At 45.7% G+C, this 17,603-nt stretch carries 15 protein-coding genes; 8 read left to right on the plus strand and 7 right to left on the minus strand.

What is annotated here, in order from left to right; genetic code table 11:
* Positions 1-61 precede the first annotated feature (61 nt).
* Positions 62-967, plus strand: a complete 906-nt coding sequence (locus L1D22_RS06910; RefSeq protein ID WP_239829173.1) for a DMT family transporter — start codon at positions 62-64, stop codon at positions 965-967.
* Positions 968-1,090: 123 nt separating this feature from the next.
* On the opposite strand, the gene L1D22_RS06915 is transcribed toward L1D22_RS06910, so the two are convergent.
* The 3 genes from L1D22_RS06915 to ftnA form a co-directional block, all read right to left on the minus strand.
* Positions 1,091-2,284 (minus strand): NAD(P)/FAD-dependent oxidoreductase, encoded by a 1,194-nt coding sequence (locus tag L1D22_RS06915; protein WP_239829174.1) that lies wholly within the window; start codon positions 2,282-2,284, stop codon positions 1,091-1,093.
* A gap of 227 nt (positions 2,285-2,511) precedes the next feature.
* Complete coding sequence (gene uspB, locus L1D22_RS06920) at positions 2,512-2,835, minus strand: universal stress protein UspB (RefSeq protein ID WP_239829175.1); 324 nt, start codon at positions 2,833-2,835, stop codon at positions 2,512-2,514.
* Between the two features lie 68 nt (positions 2,836-2,903).
* Positions 2,904-3,431, minus strand: coding sequence for a non-heme ferritin (gene ftnA, locus L1D22_RS06925; RefSeq protein ID WP_017066029.1), 528 nt, complete (start codon positions 3,429-3,431; stop codon positions 2,904-2,906).
* A gap of 189 nt (positions 3,432-3,620) precedes the next feature.
* Here ftnA and uspA point away from each other — a divergent pair, with 189 nt between their 5' ends.
* Together uspA and L1D22_RS06935 are read left to right on the plus strand one after the other, a co-directional pair.
* Positions 3,621-4,055, plus strand: coding sequence for a universal stress protein UspA (uspA, locus tag L1D22_RS06930; RefSeq protein ID WP_017631982.1), 435 nt, complete (start codon positions 3,621-3,623; stop codon positions 4,053-4,055).
* 52 nt (positions 4,056-4,107) lie between these two features.
* The gene (locus L1D22_RS06935) at positions 4,108-4,986 is read left to right on the plus strand and encodes a carboxylate/amino acid/amine transporter (RefSeq protein ID WP_239829176.1); all 879 of its coding nucleotides are present in this window, start codon (positions 4,108-4,110) and stop codon (positions 4,984-4,986) included.
* Positions 4,987-5,065: 79 nt separating this feature from the next.
* On the opposite strand, the gene L1D22_RS06940 is transcribed toward L1D22_RS06935, so the two are convergent.
* The 3 genes from L1D22_RS06940 to L1D22_RS06950 all read right to left on the minus strand — a co-directional run bounded on the left by L1D22_RS06940 (position 5,066) and on the right by L1D22_RS06950 (position 9,876).
* Positions 5,066-5,647 carry a hypothetical protein gene (locus L1D22_RS06940; RefSeq protein ID WP_239829177.1) on the minus strand — a complete coding sequence of 194 codons (582 nt, stop codon included), beginning with the start codon at positions 5,645-5,647 and terminating at the stop codon, positions 5,066-5,068.
* A 141-nt stretch (positions 5,648-5,788) separates the two neighbouring features.
* Positions 5,789-6,568, minus strand: coding sequence for a class I SAM-dependent methyltransferase (locus tag L1D22_RS06945; RefSeq protein ID WP_239829178.1), 780 nt, complete (start codon positions 6,566-6,568; stop codon positions 5,789-5,791).
* A 188-nt stretch (positions 6,569-6,756) separates the two neighbouring features.
* Positions 6,757-9,876 (minus strand): EAL domain-containing protein, encoded by a 3,120-nt coding sequence (locus tag L1D22_RS06950; protein WP_239829199.1) that lies wholly within the window; start codon positions 9,874-9,876, stop codon positions 6,757-6,759.
* A 125-nt stretch (positions 9,877-10,001) separates the two neighbouring features.
* Here L1D22_RS06950 and asnC point away from each other — a divergent pair, with 125 nt between their 5' ends.
* Positions 10,002-10,466 (plus strand): transcriptional regulator AsnC, encoded by a 465-nt coding sequence (gene asnC, locus L1D22_RS06955; RefSeq protein ID WP_008218581.1) that lies wholly within the window; start codon positions 10,002-10,004, stop codon positions 10,464-10,466.
* Between the two features lie 68 nt (positions 10,467-10,534).
* Here the strand turns inward: asnC and prlC are convergent, their stop codons facing one another.
* A complete protein-coding gene (prlC, locus tag L1D22_RS06960; protein WP_239829179.1) occupies positions 10,535-12,577 on the minus strand; it encodes an oligopeptidase A in 2,043 nt (680 codons plus the stop codon).
* Positions 12,578-12,857: 280 nt separating this feature from the next.
* Between prlC and L1D22_RS06965 the strand changes: the two genes are divergently transcribed.
* From L1D22_RS06965 to L1D22_RS06980, 4 genes are all read left to right on the plus strand, one after another.
* A complete protein-coding gene (locus tag L1D22_RS06965; RefSeq protein WP_123950607.1) occupies positions 12,858-13,697 on the plus strand; it encodes a 23S rRNA (adenine(2030)-N(6))-methyltransferase RlmJ in 840 nt (279 codons plus the stop codon).
* Positions 13,698-13,884: 187 nt separating this feature from the next.
* Complete coding sequence (gene gorA, locus L1D22_RS06970) at positions 13,885-15,240, plus strand: glutathione-disulfide reductase (protein ID WP_239829180.1); 1,356 nt, start codon at positions 13,885-13,887, stop codon at positions 15,238-15,240.
* A 201-nt stretch (positions 15,241-15,441) separates the two neighbouring features.
* Positions 15,442-17,169: a hypothetical protein gene (locus L1D22_RS06975; protein ID WP_239829181.1), complete on the plus strand. Its 1,728-nt coding sequence runs from the start codon at positions 15,442-15,444 to the stop codon at positions 17,167-17,169.
* Positions 17,170-17,311: 142 nt separating this feature from the next.
* On the plus strand, positions 17,312-17,563 hold the full coding sequence (locus tag L1D22_RS06980) for a DUF6482 family protein (RefSeq protein ID WP_239829182.1): 252 nt from the start codon (positions 17,312-17,314) through the stop codon (positions 17,561-17,563).
* Positions 17,564-17,603: the final 40 nt, after the last annotated feature.

Consider the following 17,603-nt stretch of genomic DNA (forward strand, 5'->3'; position numbering starts at 1 on the left):
AAAATTCGACAGATAGACTAAGCGCTCCGTATTCTGTCCCATCAAATTAGAATGAGTTGCTATGAACGAACGTCGTGCCTTGGGCTTTGGTCTTTCCGCAGTGCTACTGTGGTCAACGGTCGCTACTGCTTTTAAGCTGACCCTTGCTGAGTTTTCACCGATTCAAATGCTGACTATTGCCAGCATTGTGTCGTCGATTGCGCTGATCGCCGTTTGCGCCTTTCAAGGTAAACTTTCTCAGCTAAGTACTACGTTTCTTTCAAACCCTTGGTATTACCTGCTGCTCGGTTTGGTTAACCCACTGGCTTACTACCTGATTCTCTTCAAAGCATACGACCTGCTGCCCGCTTCTCAAGCTCAAGCCATCAACTACAGTTGGGCGATCACGCTAACGTTAATGGCAGCGGTTTTTCTGGGACAAAAGATTCGTAAACAAGATTGGATTGCGTGTACCTTCAGTTACGCAGGTGTCGTGGTTATTGCGACCAAAGGCGACGTGTTAGGCATGCAGTTCGATAGCCCACTTGGTGTGGCATTGGCACTACTTTCAACCCTACTTTGGGCAGGCTACTGGATTCTAAACACCAAAAACAAGGCTGACCCTGTGGTAGGTGTACTGCTTGGGTTCTTAGTGGCGTTGCCATTCGCGATTGGTTTAACCATTTACGAGGGCGAAAGCTTTAGCCAAATCACAGCGAAAGGCTGGATGGCGGTGACTTACGTTGGCCTATTTGAGATGGGGATTACCTTTGTGCTGTGGTTATCGGCACTGAAACTGACCAACAACACAGCCCGTATCAGTAACCTGATTTTCGCATCACCTTTTATCTCGTTGATGCTACTTTCCACGATTATCGGCGAAGAGATCCACCCAGCGACACTGTTTGGTTTAGTACTGATCATTGCTGGTTTGGTGATTCAACAGGTCAAGTTTTCAAAAAACAAGGCTGTTGCTAATGAGAACTAAAAGCGTCGATTGACTGCGAAAACCATCAACTTAGTTACTGTTAACTCTGAACTAGATACAAAAATGGCGAGTCATATGACTCGCCATTTTAATGTAATCTAAATTAATGGATAAGCGAAGTGCTTACACCCACTGACCTGCTGCGAAGCCTGAACTCCAGCACCATTGGAAGTTATAGCCACCCAACCAGCCCGTCACGTCCATCACTTCGCCGATGAAGTAAAGGCCAGAAACACTCTTACACTCCATGGTTTTTGACGATAGATGGTTAGTATCAACGCCACCTAAAGTCACTTCCGCAGTTCGGTAGCCTTCTGTGCCGTTTGGTGCGATTTTCCAGTTCTCTAGATGCTCGACAATGTCATTCAACTGCTTTTCGTTAAACTGCTTGAGCGGTTTGTCTTCCAGCTCTTTACGATCAATCAATACCTCTACAAAGCGCTTCGGTAGTGCTTTTGCCAAGGTGTTCTTCAAGCTCTGATTTGGGTGCTTCTCGCGAGAGTTAGCCAACAACTCAGCCACATCAACCTCTGGTACTAGGTTAATTGAAACCGACTGACCCGCTTTCCAGAACGAAGAGATTTGCAGTACAGAAGGGCCAGATAAACCACGGTGCGTAAACAGCAGTGCTTCTTTGAATAAGGTGCCATCTTGCGCTGTGATCTCAGCAGGAATCGCGATACCAGAAAGCTCAGCGAAGTCTTCTTTATCTTCTTTATGCAGCGTGAACGGCACTAAACCCGCTGTAGTCGGCATGACGGATAAGCCGAACTGCTCGGCAATCTTGTAGCCAAATGGGGTTGCGCCGAGCTTAGGCATCGATAAACCGCCTGTCGCGACAACTAGCGAGTCACACTCAACTTCGTCGGTATTAAGGTGCATCTTGAAGCCAGAATCGGTCTTTTCGATTGAGTGAACATCGCAGCGGTAGCGCTGTTCGACTTTCGCTTGCTGACACTCTTCAAGCAACATGCTCACGATGTCTTTCGCCGTATGGTCATTCACACAGAACAGTTGGCCGTGGTCGCGCTCTTCAAACTCAATGCCGTACTTGCTCACCATCGAGATAAAATCCCAGTTGGTGTATTGAGATAAAGCTGACTTCACGAAGTGAGGGTTGTTACAAAGGAAGTTGTTCGCTGACACGTCATAGTTAGTGAAGTTACAACGACCACCACCTGAGATTAAAATTTTTCTGCCTGGCTTTTTCGCATGATCAACCACCAGCACTCGTCGGCCGCGTTTACCAGCTTCCGCAGCACACATTAAGCCTGCGGCGCCCGCACCAATCACGATTACATCAAATTTTTCACTCATTGTGGTTCTGCTTTCTTCACTTTTGCATCACGAGTACACCCTGTTCTCGAAATGCCATCAATAAAAAAGGATGTGCATAAACAGCACATCCTTACTAATTGCTCGCTATTTTAGCGGCAATTTTCAACTTTGCAATTGATGTTCAATTGTACAAATCGCAGACAGCTGCTATTAGGCTACTGAGCTTAACGAACAACCGGCACTCTATATCACACGTACTGGATCGCCTAGACGATGAACGACGACAATAAAGTCACACCAAGCAGAGCCGAAGAAAGTATAAATAGCTCTCTCACTCGATCACACTTGGCAGTGAACACTTCATCATGGTGATGGTGATACTCTTTGCTTTTGATGTAACTAAACAAGCGAACTTGTTTGGTCATATTGCCATGAGTTGTGAAGAACCCACCTCCGTCTACTTGTTGATAAAGCAGAGGATGTGCTTCTCGCATAATATAAATCAGTGTTCTTAGCGCAGTAAAATAACGCGCCCAGTTCACACAAGTCACAACCATTAGTGCAAATAGAATAGTGTCGCCGCTGATCATCCTTTCCTCCCTACATCTTCATAAGAAAACTCAAAAGAAAAAGATAATCAGTGTCTTTCTCGTACTACCTAAACGGCAGGAGCTTCCATAATTGAAGATGAACCATCTTTTGCCAATTGCGCTAGGTCTTTATCAATAAAGAACAGTGCTTTACCGTCTTCACCAACAAGTTCTAGCTTATCCAATACACCTTTAAACAACTTCTCTTCTTCGTGTTGCTCTGCAACGTACCATTGCAGGAAGTTAAAGGTTGAGTAGTCTTGTGTGCTGAAAGCAACGTGAGCCAGTTTGTTGATCTTTTCAGTAATCATCTGCTCATGTTCATAAGTTTCACGGAACACTGCGCCAAGGCTTTCGAATTCGTGTTTTGGTGCTTCAATTGCACCCAGAATTGGCATTGCACCTGTTTCGCTTACGTAAGTGAAAAGACGCTGCATATGTTCCATTTCTTCTACTGCATGAACACGCAGAAACTCTGCTGCACCTTCAAATCCTTTGTCTTCACACCAAGCACTCATTTGTAAGTATAGATTGGATGAGAAAAATTCTAGGTTAATTTGATCATTCAGTTGCTCAACCATAGTTTTTGACAGCATTTAAGACTCCTAATTACATCCTCAATTTTCTCTACTATATCACTTTTTAATGAATATCTCGCAGGCCATTAGTTAACCAATATTTCGAGCTGTCATTACGCAAGACAGTGGATATGAGATCACTTCAGCAAAAAAAGCCACCGCATAGTGCTAATCTTTAAACAGACAATGAATAAAGGAGGTAGAGATATGAGTTACAAACATATTTTGGTCGCAGTCGATTTATCAGATGACAGCAAATTAATTGTGGATAAAGCGGTAGCATTGGCAAAGCCATTGGAAGCCAAAGTCTCTTTTATCCATATCGACATTAACTACGCAGAACTCTATACCGGCCTGATTGATATCAACATGGCAGAAACCCAACACAACGCGATGGAAGCCTCTCGTATTCAACTGCAAAACTTTGCAGAACACGCTCAATACCCAATCACTCACACCTTAGTGGGCAGTGGTGACCTGAGCCACGAGCTGTGTGACACCATCAACGAGTTCAATGTGGATTTAGTGGTTTGCGGTCACCATCAAGATTTCTGGAGCAAGCTGCTCTCTTCAACACGCCAACTGATCAACGCCTCTCCAGTTGATATGCTGGTCGTGCCTCTAAGAGATTCAGAAGACTAATGATTTAAGGTTAGGTAACATACAGCTCATATCTTATTAACGAAGTTTTACTATGAGCTATTTAGCTGGTGTTACCCTCCTATGGGCCTTCTCTTTTAGCCTGATCGGCGTCTACCTTGCGGGTCAGGTTGATTCTTGGTTCTCTGTTCTGATGCGTGTTGCTCTGGCAGGTATCGTGTTTCTTCCTTTCCTGAAATTCCGTGGCATCCCTAGGAAATTGATCGGTAAATTGATGGCAATTGGTGGTATTCAGCTTGGCCTGATGTACTGCTTCTATTACCAATCTTTCTTGCTGCTATCCGTACCGGAAGTTTTGCTATTTACTGTCTTTACCCCAATCTATGTCACACTGATTTATGACTTCCTCAAAGGACAATTCTCACCTTGGTACTTAGTCACGGCTGCGATTGCGGTATTAGGCGCGGTATTCATTAAGTTCGCCGGCATCAACGACAACTTTTTAGTTGGTTTCCTAGTCGTACAGGGTGCGAACCTATGCTTTGCGATTGGTCAGGTGGGCTATAAAGTCGTGATGGAGAAGGAATCGACAGAACTTCCTCAACATACCGTATTTGGCTATTTCTACCTCGGCGCTCTATGTGTGGCTTCGGTTGCTTTCTTACTACTAGGCAACCCTGAAAAACTACCGACCACTTCACTTCAATGGGGAATCCTGATCTACCTTGGCTTAATTGCTTCTGGATTGGGCTACTTTATGTGGAACAAAGGCGCATGCATGGTGAACGCAGGTGCACTTGCCGTAATGAACAACGTGTTGGTACCTGCAGGTCTAGTAGTAAACATCCTGATCTGGAACCGAGACGTTGATTTGGTGCGACTTTCGATTGGCGGCGGGGTTATCTTGCTCTCATTGTGGGTTAACGAAACTTGGGTGAAGAAGCGTGTCGCAAGATCCGCTAGCAACGCTTAATTGAATTAATACTGAGTTACCCCAGAAAGCAAAAGAGCGACCTAAGGTCGCTCTTTTTAATTGAGTTATATCATTTCAATCAGTGGATATGGTTCGCGACCATCGATGGGCTTTCTGTGAAAACAACGTCATCAAGTTGTAGGTTGATACGTTCCAATTTGCTTTCCATCTTCTGACTTTTCTTAAACAGCTTCTGCTGCTTCTTAATCATCTTCGCCAGTTTCTTATTGTACTTCTCTTGTTTCTTCGCGGCTTTCTTCGCGCGTTTAAGCTCTTTTTTCTCACCACTGTTCGCCATAAGCTTTTTCAACTTGGCTTTTTTCAATGATGGTTTCTTAGCAATACTTGCAACGCTAGGGTCGAACATTTGAACGGCAGAATCAGGCGTATCCACAACCTCAGCCACTGTTATTTCAGGCTTAGATGTAATTTCAGGCTTAGGCAATGTTTCAGCCAACAGACCACAAGCCGCTTTCTCTTCGACAGGTTTGTTTTGACAGCCAAGCGGTGGAATTGCGGTTGGTTTGCATAGGTTCGCTTCGTCCGCCGATGAACGCGCACAAGAACGACACACAAACTTTGGTTGGGTAACCAAGCTGTGGATCTCACCTAGGTGTTCAGTAATATCTCGACGGTTTAACTTACAAAAGCGTTTAGCCATGCTACAACTCCAGCTAAGAATAATAATGATTCTTAGTTAGATATACATCCGTAACGCGACTATCGCAAGTGTTAAATGGTAATTTATCGTATTTATGACGGGAAATTTTCTTAGCGTGTTGCTAAGTTATTGATGCTTTACTTAAGTCATTGATGCTTTCACATAGACGTCAAAACGGTTCTTTTTGGTTTCGATCGCCATACTCGGTTTTTGCTCATCTAACCAAGCTGCGTAATCGGGTCTTTTCACCACCACTCGCTTTGATGCCAGTTTCATTGCAGGCGCCAATAGAGCATCAGAATCTAAGTCTGCACCGACCAAAGATTGGAATACACGCATCTCTTTTTTGACCAGAGCCGATTTCTTTTTGTTCTCAGGGTGCGGATACATTGGATCGAGATACACCACATCTGGCTGCTCGAAGTTAGGGTCATTGCTAAGCTTATCTAACGCATCATGGCTTGAAGCGTGAATCAACTTCATACGTTCGCTTACCCAACCACCGATGTCTGGGTCTTGCTGGGCGCGTTGTAAGCCATCATCCAACAAAGCTGCCACCACAGGGTGACGCTCTACCATTTGTACTTTACAACCGAGAGAGGCCAATACAAACGCATCGCGACCTAAGCCAGCGGTACCATCAAGAATGGTTGGCGTAGCCCCTTTGTTTAAACCTGCCGCCTTGGCGATCGCCTGACCTTTGCCACCACCAAACTTACGTCGATGACCAACCGCGCCGCCGACTAGATCAACAAAGATAGCGCCAAGTTTTGGTTCATCCACTTTGCGTAACTCAAGTCGCTCGTCAGTCAGTACCAAAGCAAATTCGCTGTTTTCGTCATGAGATAAATTCCAACGGGTCGCTAAGTCATTTAAATGATCGATTTGGGTAGCATCTTCGCAAATCAGTTGTAGTTGCAAGGTCGTCTCCAACAGACAGTAGTATTCAAAACAAAAGAGGCAACCAGTTTACCTGATTGCCTCAACAATACATATTAGCGGAGCAAACTATTCGTTCTGAAAGCCATTAGCTCTGAAAACCATCAGCGCAGCAAGCAATTAGCACTGCAAGTGGCTAGTACCAAAGAATACTCATCTTGTAACTTGGTTTACTTAATTGGAAGCTCTCGCTCTTTCTGTAACTCTTCAACCAGTTCCGCAAGCGGCTTAGGTCGGCCAATGATGTAGCCCTGCGCGTAGTTCACACCAAGATCGATCAGCTTGTCGATAATCTGGGTGTTTTCAACAAATTCCGCCACCGTGTATTTGCCCATCTGTTTAGCTAAGTCATTGATCGAACGAACCATCACATGGTCCATCTCATTGACATCAATATCACGCACGAACAGGCCATCGATCTTAACGATGTCGACCGGAAGCTTCTTCAAATAACCAAACGACGATAAACCAGAACCGAAGTCATCCAGCGCGATCATGCAGCCGAGGTCTTTGATTCGAGTGAAGAACTTGATCGCCTGTTTCATGTTACTCATCGCCGCTGTTTCGGTGATCTCTAAGCAGATCTTATGACACGGAATCGACGAGTTATTCAAGCTTTCAATCAGGAACTCAACAAACTCTCGGTTGCCCATCGAGTGGCCAGAAAGGTTGATAGAGCACATCCCTAAATCATCAATCAGATGTGGGCGTTGATCCAACCAACTCAGTGTCTGACCGATCACTTGGCGGTCAATCAAATGCGCAATGTTGTAGCGCTCAGAGGCAGGCATGAAGATCCCCGGAGAGATGTATTCCCCATCCACATTCTTAATGCGCACCAAGATCTCGAAGTGCATCTTGTCACTGTCTTCATCTAAGCCAAGAATACGCTGTGCAAACAACTCTAAGCGATCATTGGCCAAAGCTTCATGCACGAGGTTAACACACTCCATCTCTAGGTGACGACGACGCAAATCTTCATCATCTTGATGGTAAAGATTATAGCGATTACGACCTTCTTCTTTGGCTGCGTGACACGCTGCGTCGGCTTGAGCATGCACCATCTGCGGTGAAGCCGCGGTATGGTCAATCAATCGGATACCGATAGAGCAAGTCAGATTAAGGCGAATGTCATCCCACAAGAATGGATTCTCACTCATCATCGAGATAATACTGCGACACACATTCACGGCGTCTCGCTCGGTACAGTCTTTAATTAATACTGCAAACTCGTCTCCGCCCATACGAGCCAACACCGCATTATATGGCAGCACATCTTCGAGCAGTTGAGCGCTAAACAAGATCGCCGCATCGCCCGCTTCATGCCCTGCGGTGTCGTTCAAGACTTTCAGTTGGTCTAGGTCTAAGAACAACATCGCATGAGTGCGCATGTGACTCTCGACCTCTTTAAGCGCTTTTTGCAGCTCTTGCTCAAAGTGGTTGCGGTTAAAGGTGTCAGTCAACAGATCGTACTGTGCTTGATACTCTAGCTTTTCAGACAACTCGTGGGTTTCGGTGATATCTTCACCCACAATCAACAACTGATCCGATTCCACCAGCGGGCGGATATTTTCTCGAATCCAGATCGTGCTACCGTCCGCATGGCGATACTCAATATCACGACGCCAGACACCACGAATTTTGTGTTGTGGTTGCAATAGGATATGACGAGGAATCATCGCATTCTCGTCAACATAGAACTCTCTAGGACGATGGCCTAACAGCTGATCCAGTGGGTAACCCAATAACTCTTCGGCAAACTGGTTCACTTGTTGAATGCGGTTATTACCATCGAGGGTAATCATCATCACCGGTTGTTTGTCGTAATACAGTTTTAGGTTCGCTTCACGTTGGAACAGCTTATTTTCTGCAAGCTTACGCGAGGTGACATCACGCGCTTCAAAGAGGAACTGAATGTCTTCTTCTTCCGAGCCCGGCATCGGCTTCAATGAAATATCCAATACCATCGCACCACGGTCACGACACCACACCTCAGCCTCAAACCTCAGAGCCGGATGCTCACCTTTTGAGGCGAAGTATTCTCTCAACACCTCACGTGCGGAATCTTCCCAGTGTTGATGTTGTTGCAGCGGCGTTCCCAATTTATAGCCTTGATTGTAAAGCAGCTCATGCAGCTTGCTGTTACTCGACAGCAATACGCCACTCTTATCGATGATGCCCATAAATTGCAGGCTCTGATCGAATATCGATTCAAGCAGTCGTTGGCTTTGACGACTTGCACGTTCGCTCTTCTTCAGACGGTTAAGGTAATACACCAAGACCGCAATAACACACGACATGCTCAGGAACATTAAGCCGATGGTGCGAATTTCATCTCGGTAGCGCGTCAGGAAAGGCTTAGGCTTGTTGAGGAATGTCACTGCAGCTTCATTCTCAGCGCCGAGATCCCAACGCGATATTTGTTGATAGTCGAGCTTAATCTCCGGTGCACCAGCAACTACAGGAGGTAACGGGTCATTAGGATTCGCCAACACCTGCAACAAAACGCGCCCAGTGTTACGCCCTTGAGTTTCACCGCTTTGAATCACCCCACCAATGGCCCCAAAACCTAGCCCCAAATCGTGCACCATATACAGTGGCATCTGGGTCTTAATGTTCAGTTGTCGCCAATCTTCATCGCTGCTCACTCTGCCTTGCGCATCGCGGTAATACGCCCAAAACAGTAAGCTCTTGCCTAGGTCAGCGCGTTGAGAAAACTCCATTAATTCTTGGTAGGAATCCGGCACATAGTGCTCAACGAGATCAGAAAAATCCGGATGGGTTTTGATGAACAGATCGATTTGAGAACGAATCGCCTCACCCGTGACCGAGTGATCGGTAACTATGTAGATCTTCTTTACGGTCGATTGAAGACGTTTAACCAGCTCGATATTGCCCACTAAGTCGATATCTTCAGTGATGCCCGTCGCGTTCAAACCTTCAATCATTTCAGGGGAGAAATTGTTGATGCCACCAAAGATGACTGGTGTGCCCTTGAGGTCGGGCGCAAGACGCTTCATTAGGTTGAGCGCATTGTTATCACTAACGACAATCGCTGCAAATTCTTCATGCTGTAGCTTGGTGTGATAAAGCTGATACACACGCTCTAGGTATTCTGGGTTTTGAGTACGTTTACTATCGAGGTAAACGACACGGTAAGACAGCCCATCACGATCGAGCTCGTCTGATAATCCTTTATGAAAATCATCCGTCCAGAAAAAACCTTGATGGTAGGAATGGATCACCAATACATCTTTTGTCTGCGCCGAAGCAAATACGCTCCAACACATCGCAATAAATAACACCCAAAATCGCACTGAATTCACCCTAACATCATCGTTGCTGCTAATATTATCACCCTTGGCTATGATATGTACTCTAGCCAATATATTTTCATAAAATCTAAGGGTTAAGCATGTCCACAACCACCGCTCGTCTCGATGACCTAGACCGTGCCATTCTGAAAACCTTAATGGAAGATGCTCGTACGCCTTATGCCGAGATGGCAAAGCAGTTTGACGTAAGCCCTGCGACCATTCACGTCCGTATCGAGAAAATGAGATCGGCCGACATTATTGAGCGTACCGAGGTTGTGGTAAATACCAAAAAGCTAGGTTACGACGTGTGTTGCTTTATTGGTATCAACCTCAATGCTGCCAAAGATTACCACTCGGCGATCGCCAAGCTGAATGCCTTAGATGAGGTGGTTGAGGCGTACTACACCACTGGTGCTTACAACATTTTCGTCAAGTTGATGTGTAAATCGATTGAAGAGCTGCAGTTTGTATTGATCGATAAGTTGCAGGCGATCGATGAAGTTCAATCGACAGAGACACTGATTTCATTACAGAACCCCATCAACCGTAATGTGAATCCATAATCGCTTGATAAATAGAGACAAAAAGAGCCTCACAAGGAGGCTCTTTTTACATTCTGATCAGCTCAATATTAAGCGCTGATACCCGCATGACGCAGCATCGCATCGATTTGTGGCTCACGACCACGGAAGCGTTTGAACAACTCCATCGGCTCTTCACTGCCACCCATTTCTAGGATGTTGTTCAGGAAGCGATTACCGGTTTCAGTGTTGAAGATACCCTCTTCTTCAAACGCTGAGAACGCATCGGCTGAAAGCACTTCTGCCCATAAGTAGCTGTAGTAACCCGCACTGTAGCCACCAGCAAAGATGTGACCAAAGCTGTGTGAGAAACGGTTCCAATCTAAGCTTGGCAATACCGATACTTTAGATTTTACGTCGGCTAGCGTTTCTAGTACTCGCGCACCCACTTCTGGGTCGTACTCTGTGTGCAACGTAAAGTCGAACAAACCAAGCTCTAGCTGGCGCAGGATAAACATCGCTGATTGGAAGTTCTTCGCCGCTAGCATCTTCTCTAGCATCTCTTTTGGTAATGCTTCACCCGTTTCGAAGTGACCTGAGATAAACGACAGCGCTTCTTCTTCCCAACACCAGTTTTCTAGGAACTGACTTGGTAGCTCAACGGCATCCCAAGGCACACCATTGATACCCGCAACTGCGCCCGCTTCAACTTGCGTTAGCATGTGATGGATACCGTGGCCAAACTCGTGGAATAAGGTCACCACTTCATTGTGAGTAAACAGTGCAGGCTTGTCACCAACTGGCTTGTTGAAGTTACACGTTAGGTAAGCGACAGGTGTTTGTAGCTCGCCAGATTCAGTAATACGACGACCACGACAGTCATCCATCCACGCGCCACCACGTTTGTGTTCACGTGCGTATAGGTCTAGGTAGAAGCTACCGCGCAGTGCACCTGTCGCATCAAAGATATCAAAGAAGCGAACAGACTCGTGCCATGTGTCGACACCTTCACGCTCTGTTACCGACATACCAAACACACGGTTTAATACCTCAAACAAGCCTGAAACTACGTTTGATTCAGGGAAGTATGGGCGAAGCTCTTCATCAGAGATCTCGAACAGGTTCTGCTTCTGCTTTTCGCTGTAGTAAGCGATGTCCCATAGGTTTAGCTCAGAAACACCAAACTCTTTCTCTGCAAACTGACGCAGCTCTTCAACTTCGCGTTCACCTTGTGGTTTTGCTTTTACTGCTAGGTCGTTTAGGAAGCCAAGAACCTGATCTGGCGTTTCTGCCATTTTAGTCGACAGTGATTTTTCGCTGTAAGTGCTGAAACCCAGCATGCGAGCGATCTCGTGACGCAGTTTAAGCTGCTCTGTGATGATCTCAGTGTTGTCCCATTTACCGGCATTTGGACCGCGATCTGAAGCGCGCGTTACGTACGCTTCATAAAGCTCTTTACGCAGCTCTTGGTTATCACAGTAGGTCATCACAGGTAGGTATGATGGAATATCTAGAGTCAGTAGGTAACCTTCTTGCTCTTTAGACTCCGCTGCCGCTTTTGCCGCCGCCAGTGCTGATTCAGGCATGCCTGCCAGTTCAGCCACGTCTGTGATCTGCTTGCTCCAGCCCATGGTTGCATCAAGCACGTTATTCGAGAATTGAGAGCCTAGCTCAGACATACGCTTGCTGATCTCGCCGTAGCGGTGCTGCTCGTCTGCTGGCAAGCCAATGCCCGACAGTTCGAAGTCACGCAGTGCATCGGTAATGGTTTTTTGTTGAGCTCGGTTTAATGCCGAGAATGCTTCACTCGCCTTGATCGCTTTGTACGCCTCAAACAAGCCTTTGTGTTGACCAACCCAAGTACCGTACTCAGAAAGCACAGGCAGACAGCTTTCATACGCTTCACGCAGTTCGTCGCTGTTCACAACCGAGTTCATATGGCTTACTGGTGACCAAATACGGCCTAAACGATCATCCACTTCTTCAATCGGAGCAACTAGGTTGTCCCAGCTTGGTGAAGTATTACCTTCAAGTACTTGTTCTATCTTGTTGCGACACGCTTCAATCACTTGCTCAACCGCTGGCTTAACGTGCTCAGGTTTGATTTGTGAAAACGGAGGTAAGTCCGTGAAGGTTAATAGCGGATTAGACATATAAACATTCCTTTGGCTTTAGAGACTTTCGTCTTTTTTGTAATGAGGTCGTCTTACAGTCATCAGGCTCAGGTTCGCCCTAAAAAAATCACCTGCGAATAGTTATTAAATAGTGCCCAATAAGGCAAATTTCAATAGTAGAACCAATAACTAACCACATATTGCGAACGACTGTTCCTGAATTGTTCGAGAATTTATGGTCCATTGAGGGTTATAATGGTCTGATTAACCCCACCTACACTAACCACACTCTAAATCGAGAGTGTTACGAGAGTTTAATTTGTTAAGTTATCGCCACAGCTTCCACGCAGGTAACCACGCCGACGTAGTAAAGCATATCGTACAGAGCCTTATTCTTAATTCTTTGAAACAGAAGGATAAGCCTTTTGTTTATCATGACACTCACTCTGGTGTAGGTCGTTACGACTTAACGCATGAATGGTCTGAAAAAACCGGTGAATACAAGCAAGGTATCGCTCGCGTTTGGGAGCAAAAAGACCTTCCTGAAGACATTCAAAGCTACCTTGAGTCTATCTCAACACTAAATAACGGCGACAAGCTACGCTACTACCCAGGTTCACCACGTGTTGCACGTGCCCACCTGCGCGACCAAGATCGCATGGTACTGACCGAGCTTCACCCAGCCGATCACCCACTGCTTGAGCAAGAATTCCACCGCGATCGTCAGGTATCTATCTACAAAGAAGATGGTTTCCAACGCTTAAAAGGCAGCCTGCCACCAAAAGAGCGTCGTGGTTTGGTACTTATCGATCCGCCTTATGAGCTAGCAAGAGAGTACCGCGATGTGGTGACTGCGATTGCACAAAGCCATAAGCGCTGGGCAACCGGTATCTACGCCATTTGGTACCCGGTAGTAAACCGTTGTGACATCGAAGATATGATCGAAGGCCTTGAAGGCTTAGGCATCAACAAGATTCTACAAATCGAACTTGGCGTATCACCAGACACCAACGAGCGCGGCATGACAGCATCAGGCATGATTGTTATCAACCCGCCTTGGAAGCTAGAAAGCCAAATGAACGAGATTCTTCCATTCTTGAAGGAAGCAATTGCACCGGCAACCGGTCACTTCAAAGTAGAGTGGATCGTACCCGAGTAATCTCGAATCCACATCATAGACTGAAGAATCTTCAACAGACTGTGATGTGGACGAATAAATTTTAAACAGGGAGATTGAGTTCAACCGATCTGCCCTCAATATAATAATTAGACAATTTAAGAATCTATAGGACGTAGGTATCCAGTGCTCTCACTGTGACTACAACCTTCAATAAATGGAGAAAGTAATGGCGACTCATTTTGATTACATCTGTATCGGTGGCGGTTCAGGCGGCATCGCATCGGCTAACCGCGCAGCTATGCACGGTGCAAAAGTTGCACTTATCGAAGCTCAAGAACTCGGTGGTACTTGTGTAAACGTTGGTTGTGTTCCTAAAAAGGTAATGTGGCACGGCGCTCAAGTCGCTGAAGCTATCAACCTATACTCTGAAGACTACGGCTTCGACGTTGATGTAAAAGGCTTTAACTGGGGCAAACTGGTTGAAAATCGCCAAGCGTACATTGGTCGTATCCACCAATCTTACGACCGCGTACTAGGCAACAACAAAGTAAACGTAATCAAAGGCTTTGCTAAGTTCGTTGATGAGAAGACTGTTGAAGTTAACGGTGAACACTACACAGCAGATCACATCCTGATCGCGGTAGGTGGTCGTCCAACGATTCCAAACATCCCAGGTGCAGAATACGGTATCGACTCGAATGGCTTCTTCGACCTAATGGAGCAACCAAAACGCGTTGCTGTTATTGGTGCTGGCTACATCGCAGTTGAGATCGCTGGCGTTCTAAGCGCGCTTGGCACAGAAACACACCTGTTCTGCCGTAAAGAATCTCCACTACGTAGCTTCGATCCAATGATCATCGAAACGCTAGTAGAAGTTATGGAAGCAGAAGGTCCAACACTTCACACGCACTCAGTGCCTAAAGAAGTGGTGAAAGAAGCAGACGGCACGCTGACTCTGCACCTTGAAAACGGTAACACTCAAAACGTAGACCACCTAATCTGGGCTATCGGTCGTCACCCAGCGACTGACGCTATCAACCTAGCATCAACGGGCGTTGAGACGAACGATCGTGGCTACATCAAGGTAGACGAGTTCCAAGCGACTAACGTTCCTGGCATCTACTGTGTTGGTGACATCATGGAAGGCGGTATCGAGCTAACTCCTGTAGCGGTTAAAGCAGGTCGTCAACTTTCTGAGCGTCTATTCAACGGTCAAACTAACGCTAAGATGGACTACAACCTAGTTCCTACTGTTGTATTCAGCCACCCACCTATCGGCACTATTGGTCTAACGACTCAAGAAGCTGAAGAGCAATACGGCAAAGACAACATCAAGGTTTACACATCTGGCTTCACTGCGATGTACACAGCAGTAACCAAGCACCGTCAACCTTGTAAGATGAAGCTAGTATGTGCTGGCGAAGAAGAGACAGTAGTCGGCCTACACGGCATCGGCTTCACTGTTGATGAAATGATTCAAGGCTTCGGCGTTGCAATGAAGATGGGCGCAACCAAAGCAGACTTCGACTCTGTTGTGGCGATTCACCCAACGGGCTCAGAAGAGTTTGTAACGATGCGCTAACTCTTTGTAAGTCAAAGAAATATAATAAAAAGCCGACTTGTGTCGGCTTTTTTTGTTTTTTACCGCATGGTTAGGGTATTTATTAACCAAACAGCGTTTCACACCCTTAACTTGGAAGAAAGATCACACTACAATCGCGCGCTATAAAATTACACGCATAAGAATAACAAATAGCTCAATTACATAAAGGATGTACGAGTAATGAAAAAAGTGAGTATTCTCGCAGCAGCGATTACAGTGGCTTTAACCGGTTGTGGTAGCGATAGTTCTAACTCAGATGTAACAACACCGACAGAACCATCGACAACAACCAACAAATTTGTCGATGCAGCTGTTGAAGGTATCTACTACAACACCAGTTCTGGCTTAAGCGGCGTTACGAATAGTGAAGGCGAATTTACCGCTAAAACTAGCGACACGGTTACCTTCTTCATCGGTGGTGAAAACGGCTTAAAAGTAGGTGCAGCATCAAACCGTGATGTACTGACTCCATTTGAAGCGGCGGGAAAATATGCTCGCGCACTTAACCTAGCAATTTTACTTCAGTCTCTGGATAACCAGTTTGGTAGCACTTCAGATGAAGTACTGACAATTCCAGAAGTGCTGCGTGCACCTGATGCTGCTACGTTAGTGAAGATGAAAGACCTGAGTCTTGATGACCGTGCTAGCGTAACTGATTTCCTAGATGCTATGGGTGTAGAAGCTGCAAATATCACATCTGAAGGCGACGCTCTAACTCATATGCAGTCTGCGTTTGGCTCAATGGAACGCGGTGATGACTCTGCAAACCCATTTATCACTGCAGGTAAATTCGTTCGTTACATTGATGTAACCCAGAACTCCGACAAATTCATATACGTTCACGCTGACAAACTAATGGAAGAGGAAATGTTCGATCGTACTCGCGGCATGACCGAGATGACGTTCAAAGTAAACTCTGCGGACTCAGTAACTATGTTTGCAGGATCTAACGACTATTCGCTATCAGAAAGCTTTGCTCAGCAATACCTAACATGTGTATCCAACTCTGCTCATCAATGGATAGATGAAGACAGCTCGAAGCTTCAAGGTTGTGATACAAACAAGGATGGTGCTGTAGACCAAACAAATGGCTCAATGACACCTGATAGCAAATTCGTCTTGAATAACGCGTTTGCCTACAAACTACGAGACTTAGATCAATCAGCAACTGCTGATGAAGAGTTCACAGCCGAAGACATCGAAGGATGGAAGCCATTTGATGTCCAAAAAGTATCTGACTTGAATCACTACACAGCAAACAATGTTTGGGATGACAAAGATAAAGACAGCGACCCATCAAACTGGATTCGTGATACTACTTCTGGCTCTTTCGATCCTGTAACTGGCATTTATTCTGAGATCGTTAAGAAAGAAACACTGGGTAGCGACGCTAGCAATAGCCCATCTCGCGTAACCGAGCGTGTTGCTTACTACTACGAAATCCCGACAAAAGACTCTGAACGTTACTTAGATTTCACTGGTACATGGGAAACGAAAGAGTACTGTGACAATGGCGAAGTTGCAGTAAGTAACATGGTGTTCGGCGCAACAAAAGTAACGACATCAGGTTTTGAATGTGGCAGTGATAACGGCGGCCAATCTTCGCCAGAAGATATGGGGCAGTTTGATGCAACCTACGCGGAGTTAGGAGCTATCGATTACTGGTGGTTTGGTCAAACAGGCCGTGCTTCAAAAGCGACATTAACAGAGCTGAACACAGTAGTTCGTTTCTGCGACCAAGACAATTACGTTGCAGGCTCGTCGTGTCACTCAAACGATGAATATTTTGTTAAGTGGGAATACCAACCTGCTGGCTCAAACTGGGATGAAGGCCTACTTATCCGTCGTAAGATGGATAACACAGGTAACACCGATGGTCGTGTTAGCATCATGCAGAAAATCAACTAATCACAGAGTTAGTTTGATGACTTAATCAGAAACCAGAAGCAATGCTTCTGGTTTTTTCATTTCTAACCCGCATGAACCTTCAAACAACTATTAACGTAGATACCAAAACAAAGACCTATTAAGAACAGCAATGGAGTTTGTTATGAATCTATTAATTGAGTCATTTGAAGGCGGGATTTACTTGGCTTACCAAATCGTTGGCGAGCAAAAGCAGTTAATTAAGGACGACCACCAGCACCCAATGAAATTTATGAGTGTTAATCAAGCACGCGACCACTTTAGTGATCAAGGTGTGGCGTCGGCAACTCTCATTCATAACAGCGCTTATGACGAAATGTGTGGCGAGCACTGCGGCAGTACACAACCGTTCGAGATTGATTTGAAGTGGCGTTAAATCAACTTCAAATCAATCGTGATAAAAATGGAAAGGCTTG

The organism is Vibrio sp. Isolate34 (assembly GCF_022397915.1).
Classification (GTDB): Bacteria; Pseudomonadota; Gammaproteobacteria; order Enterobacterales; family Vibrionaceae; genus Vibrio.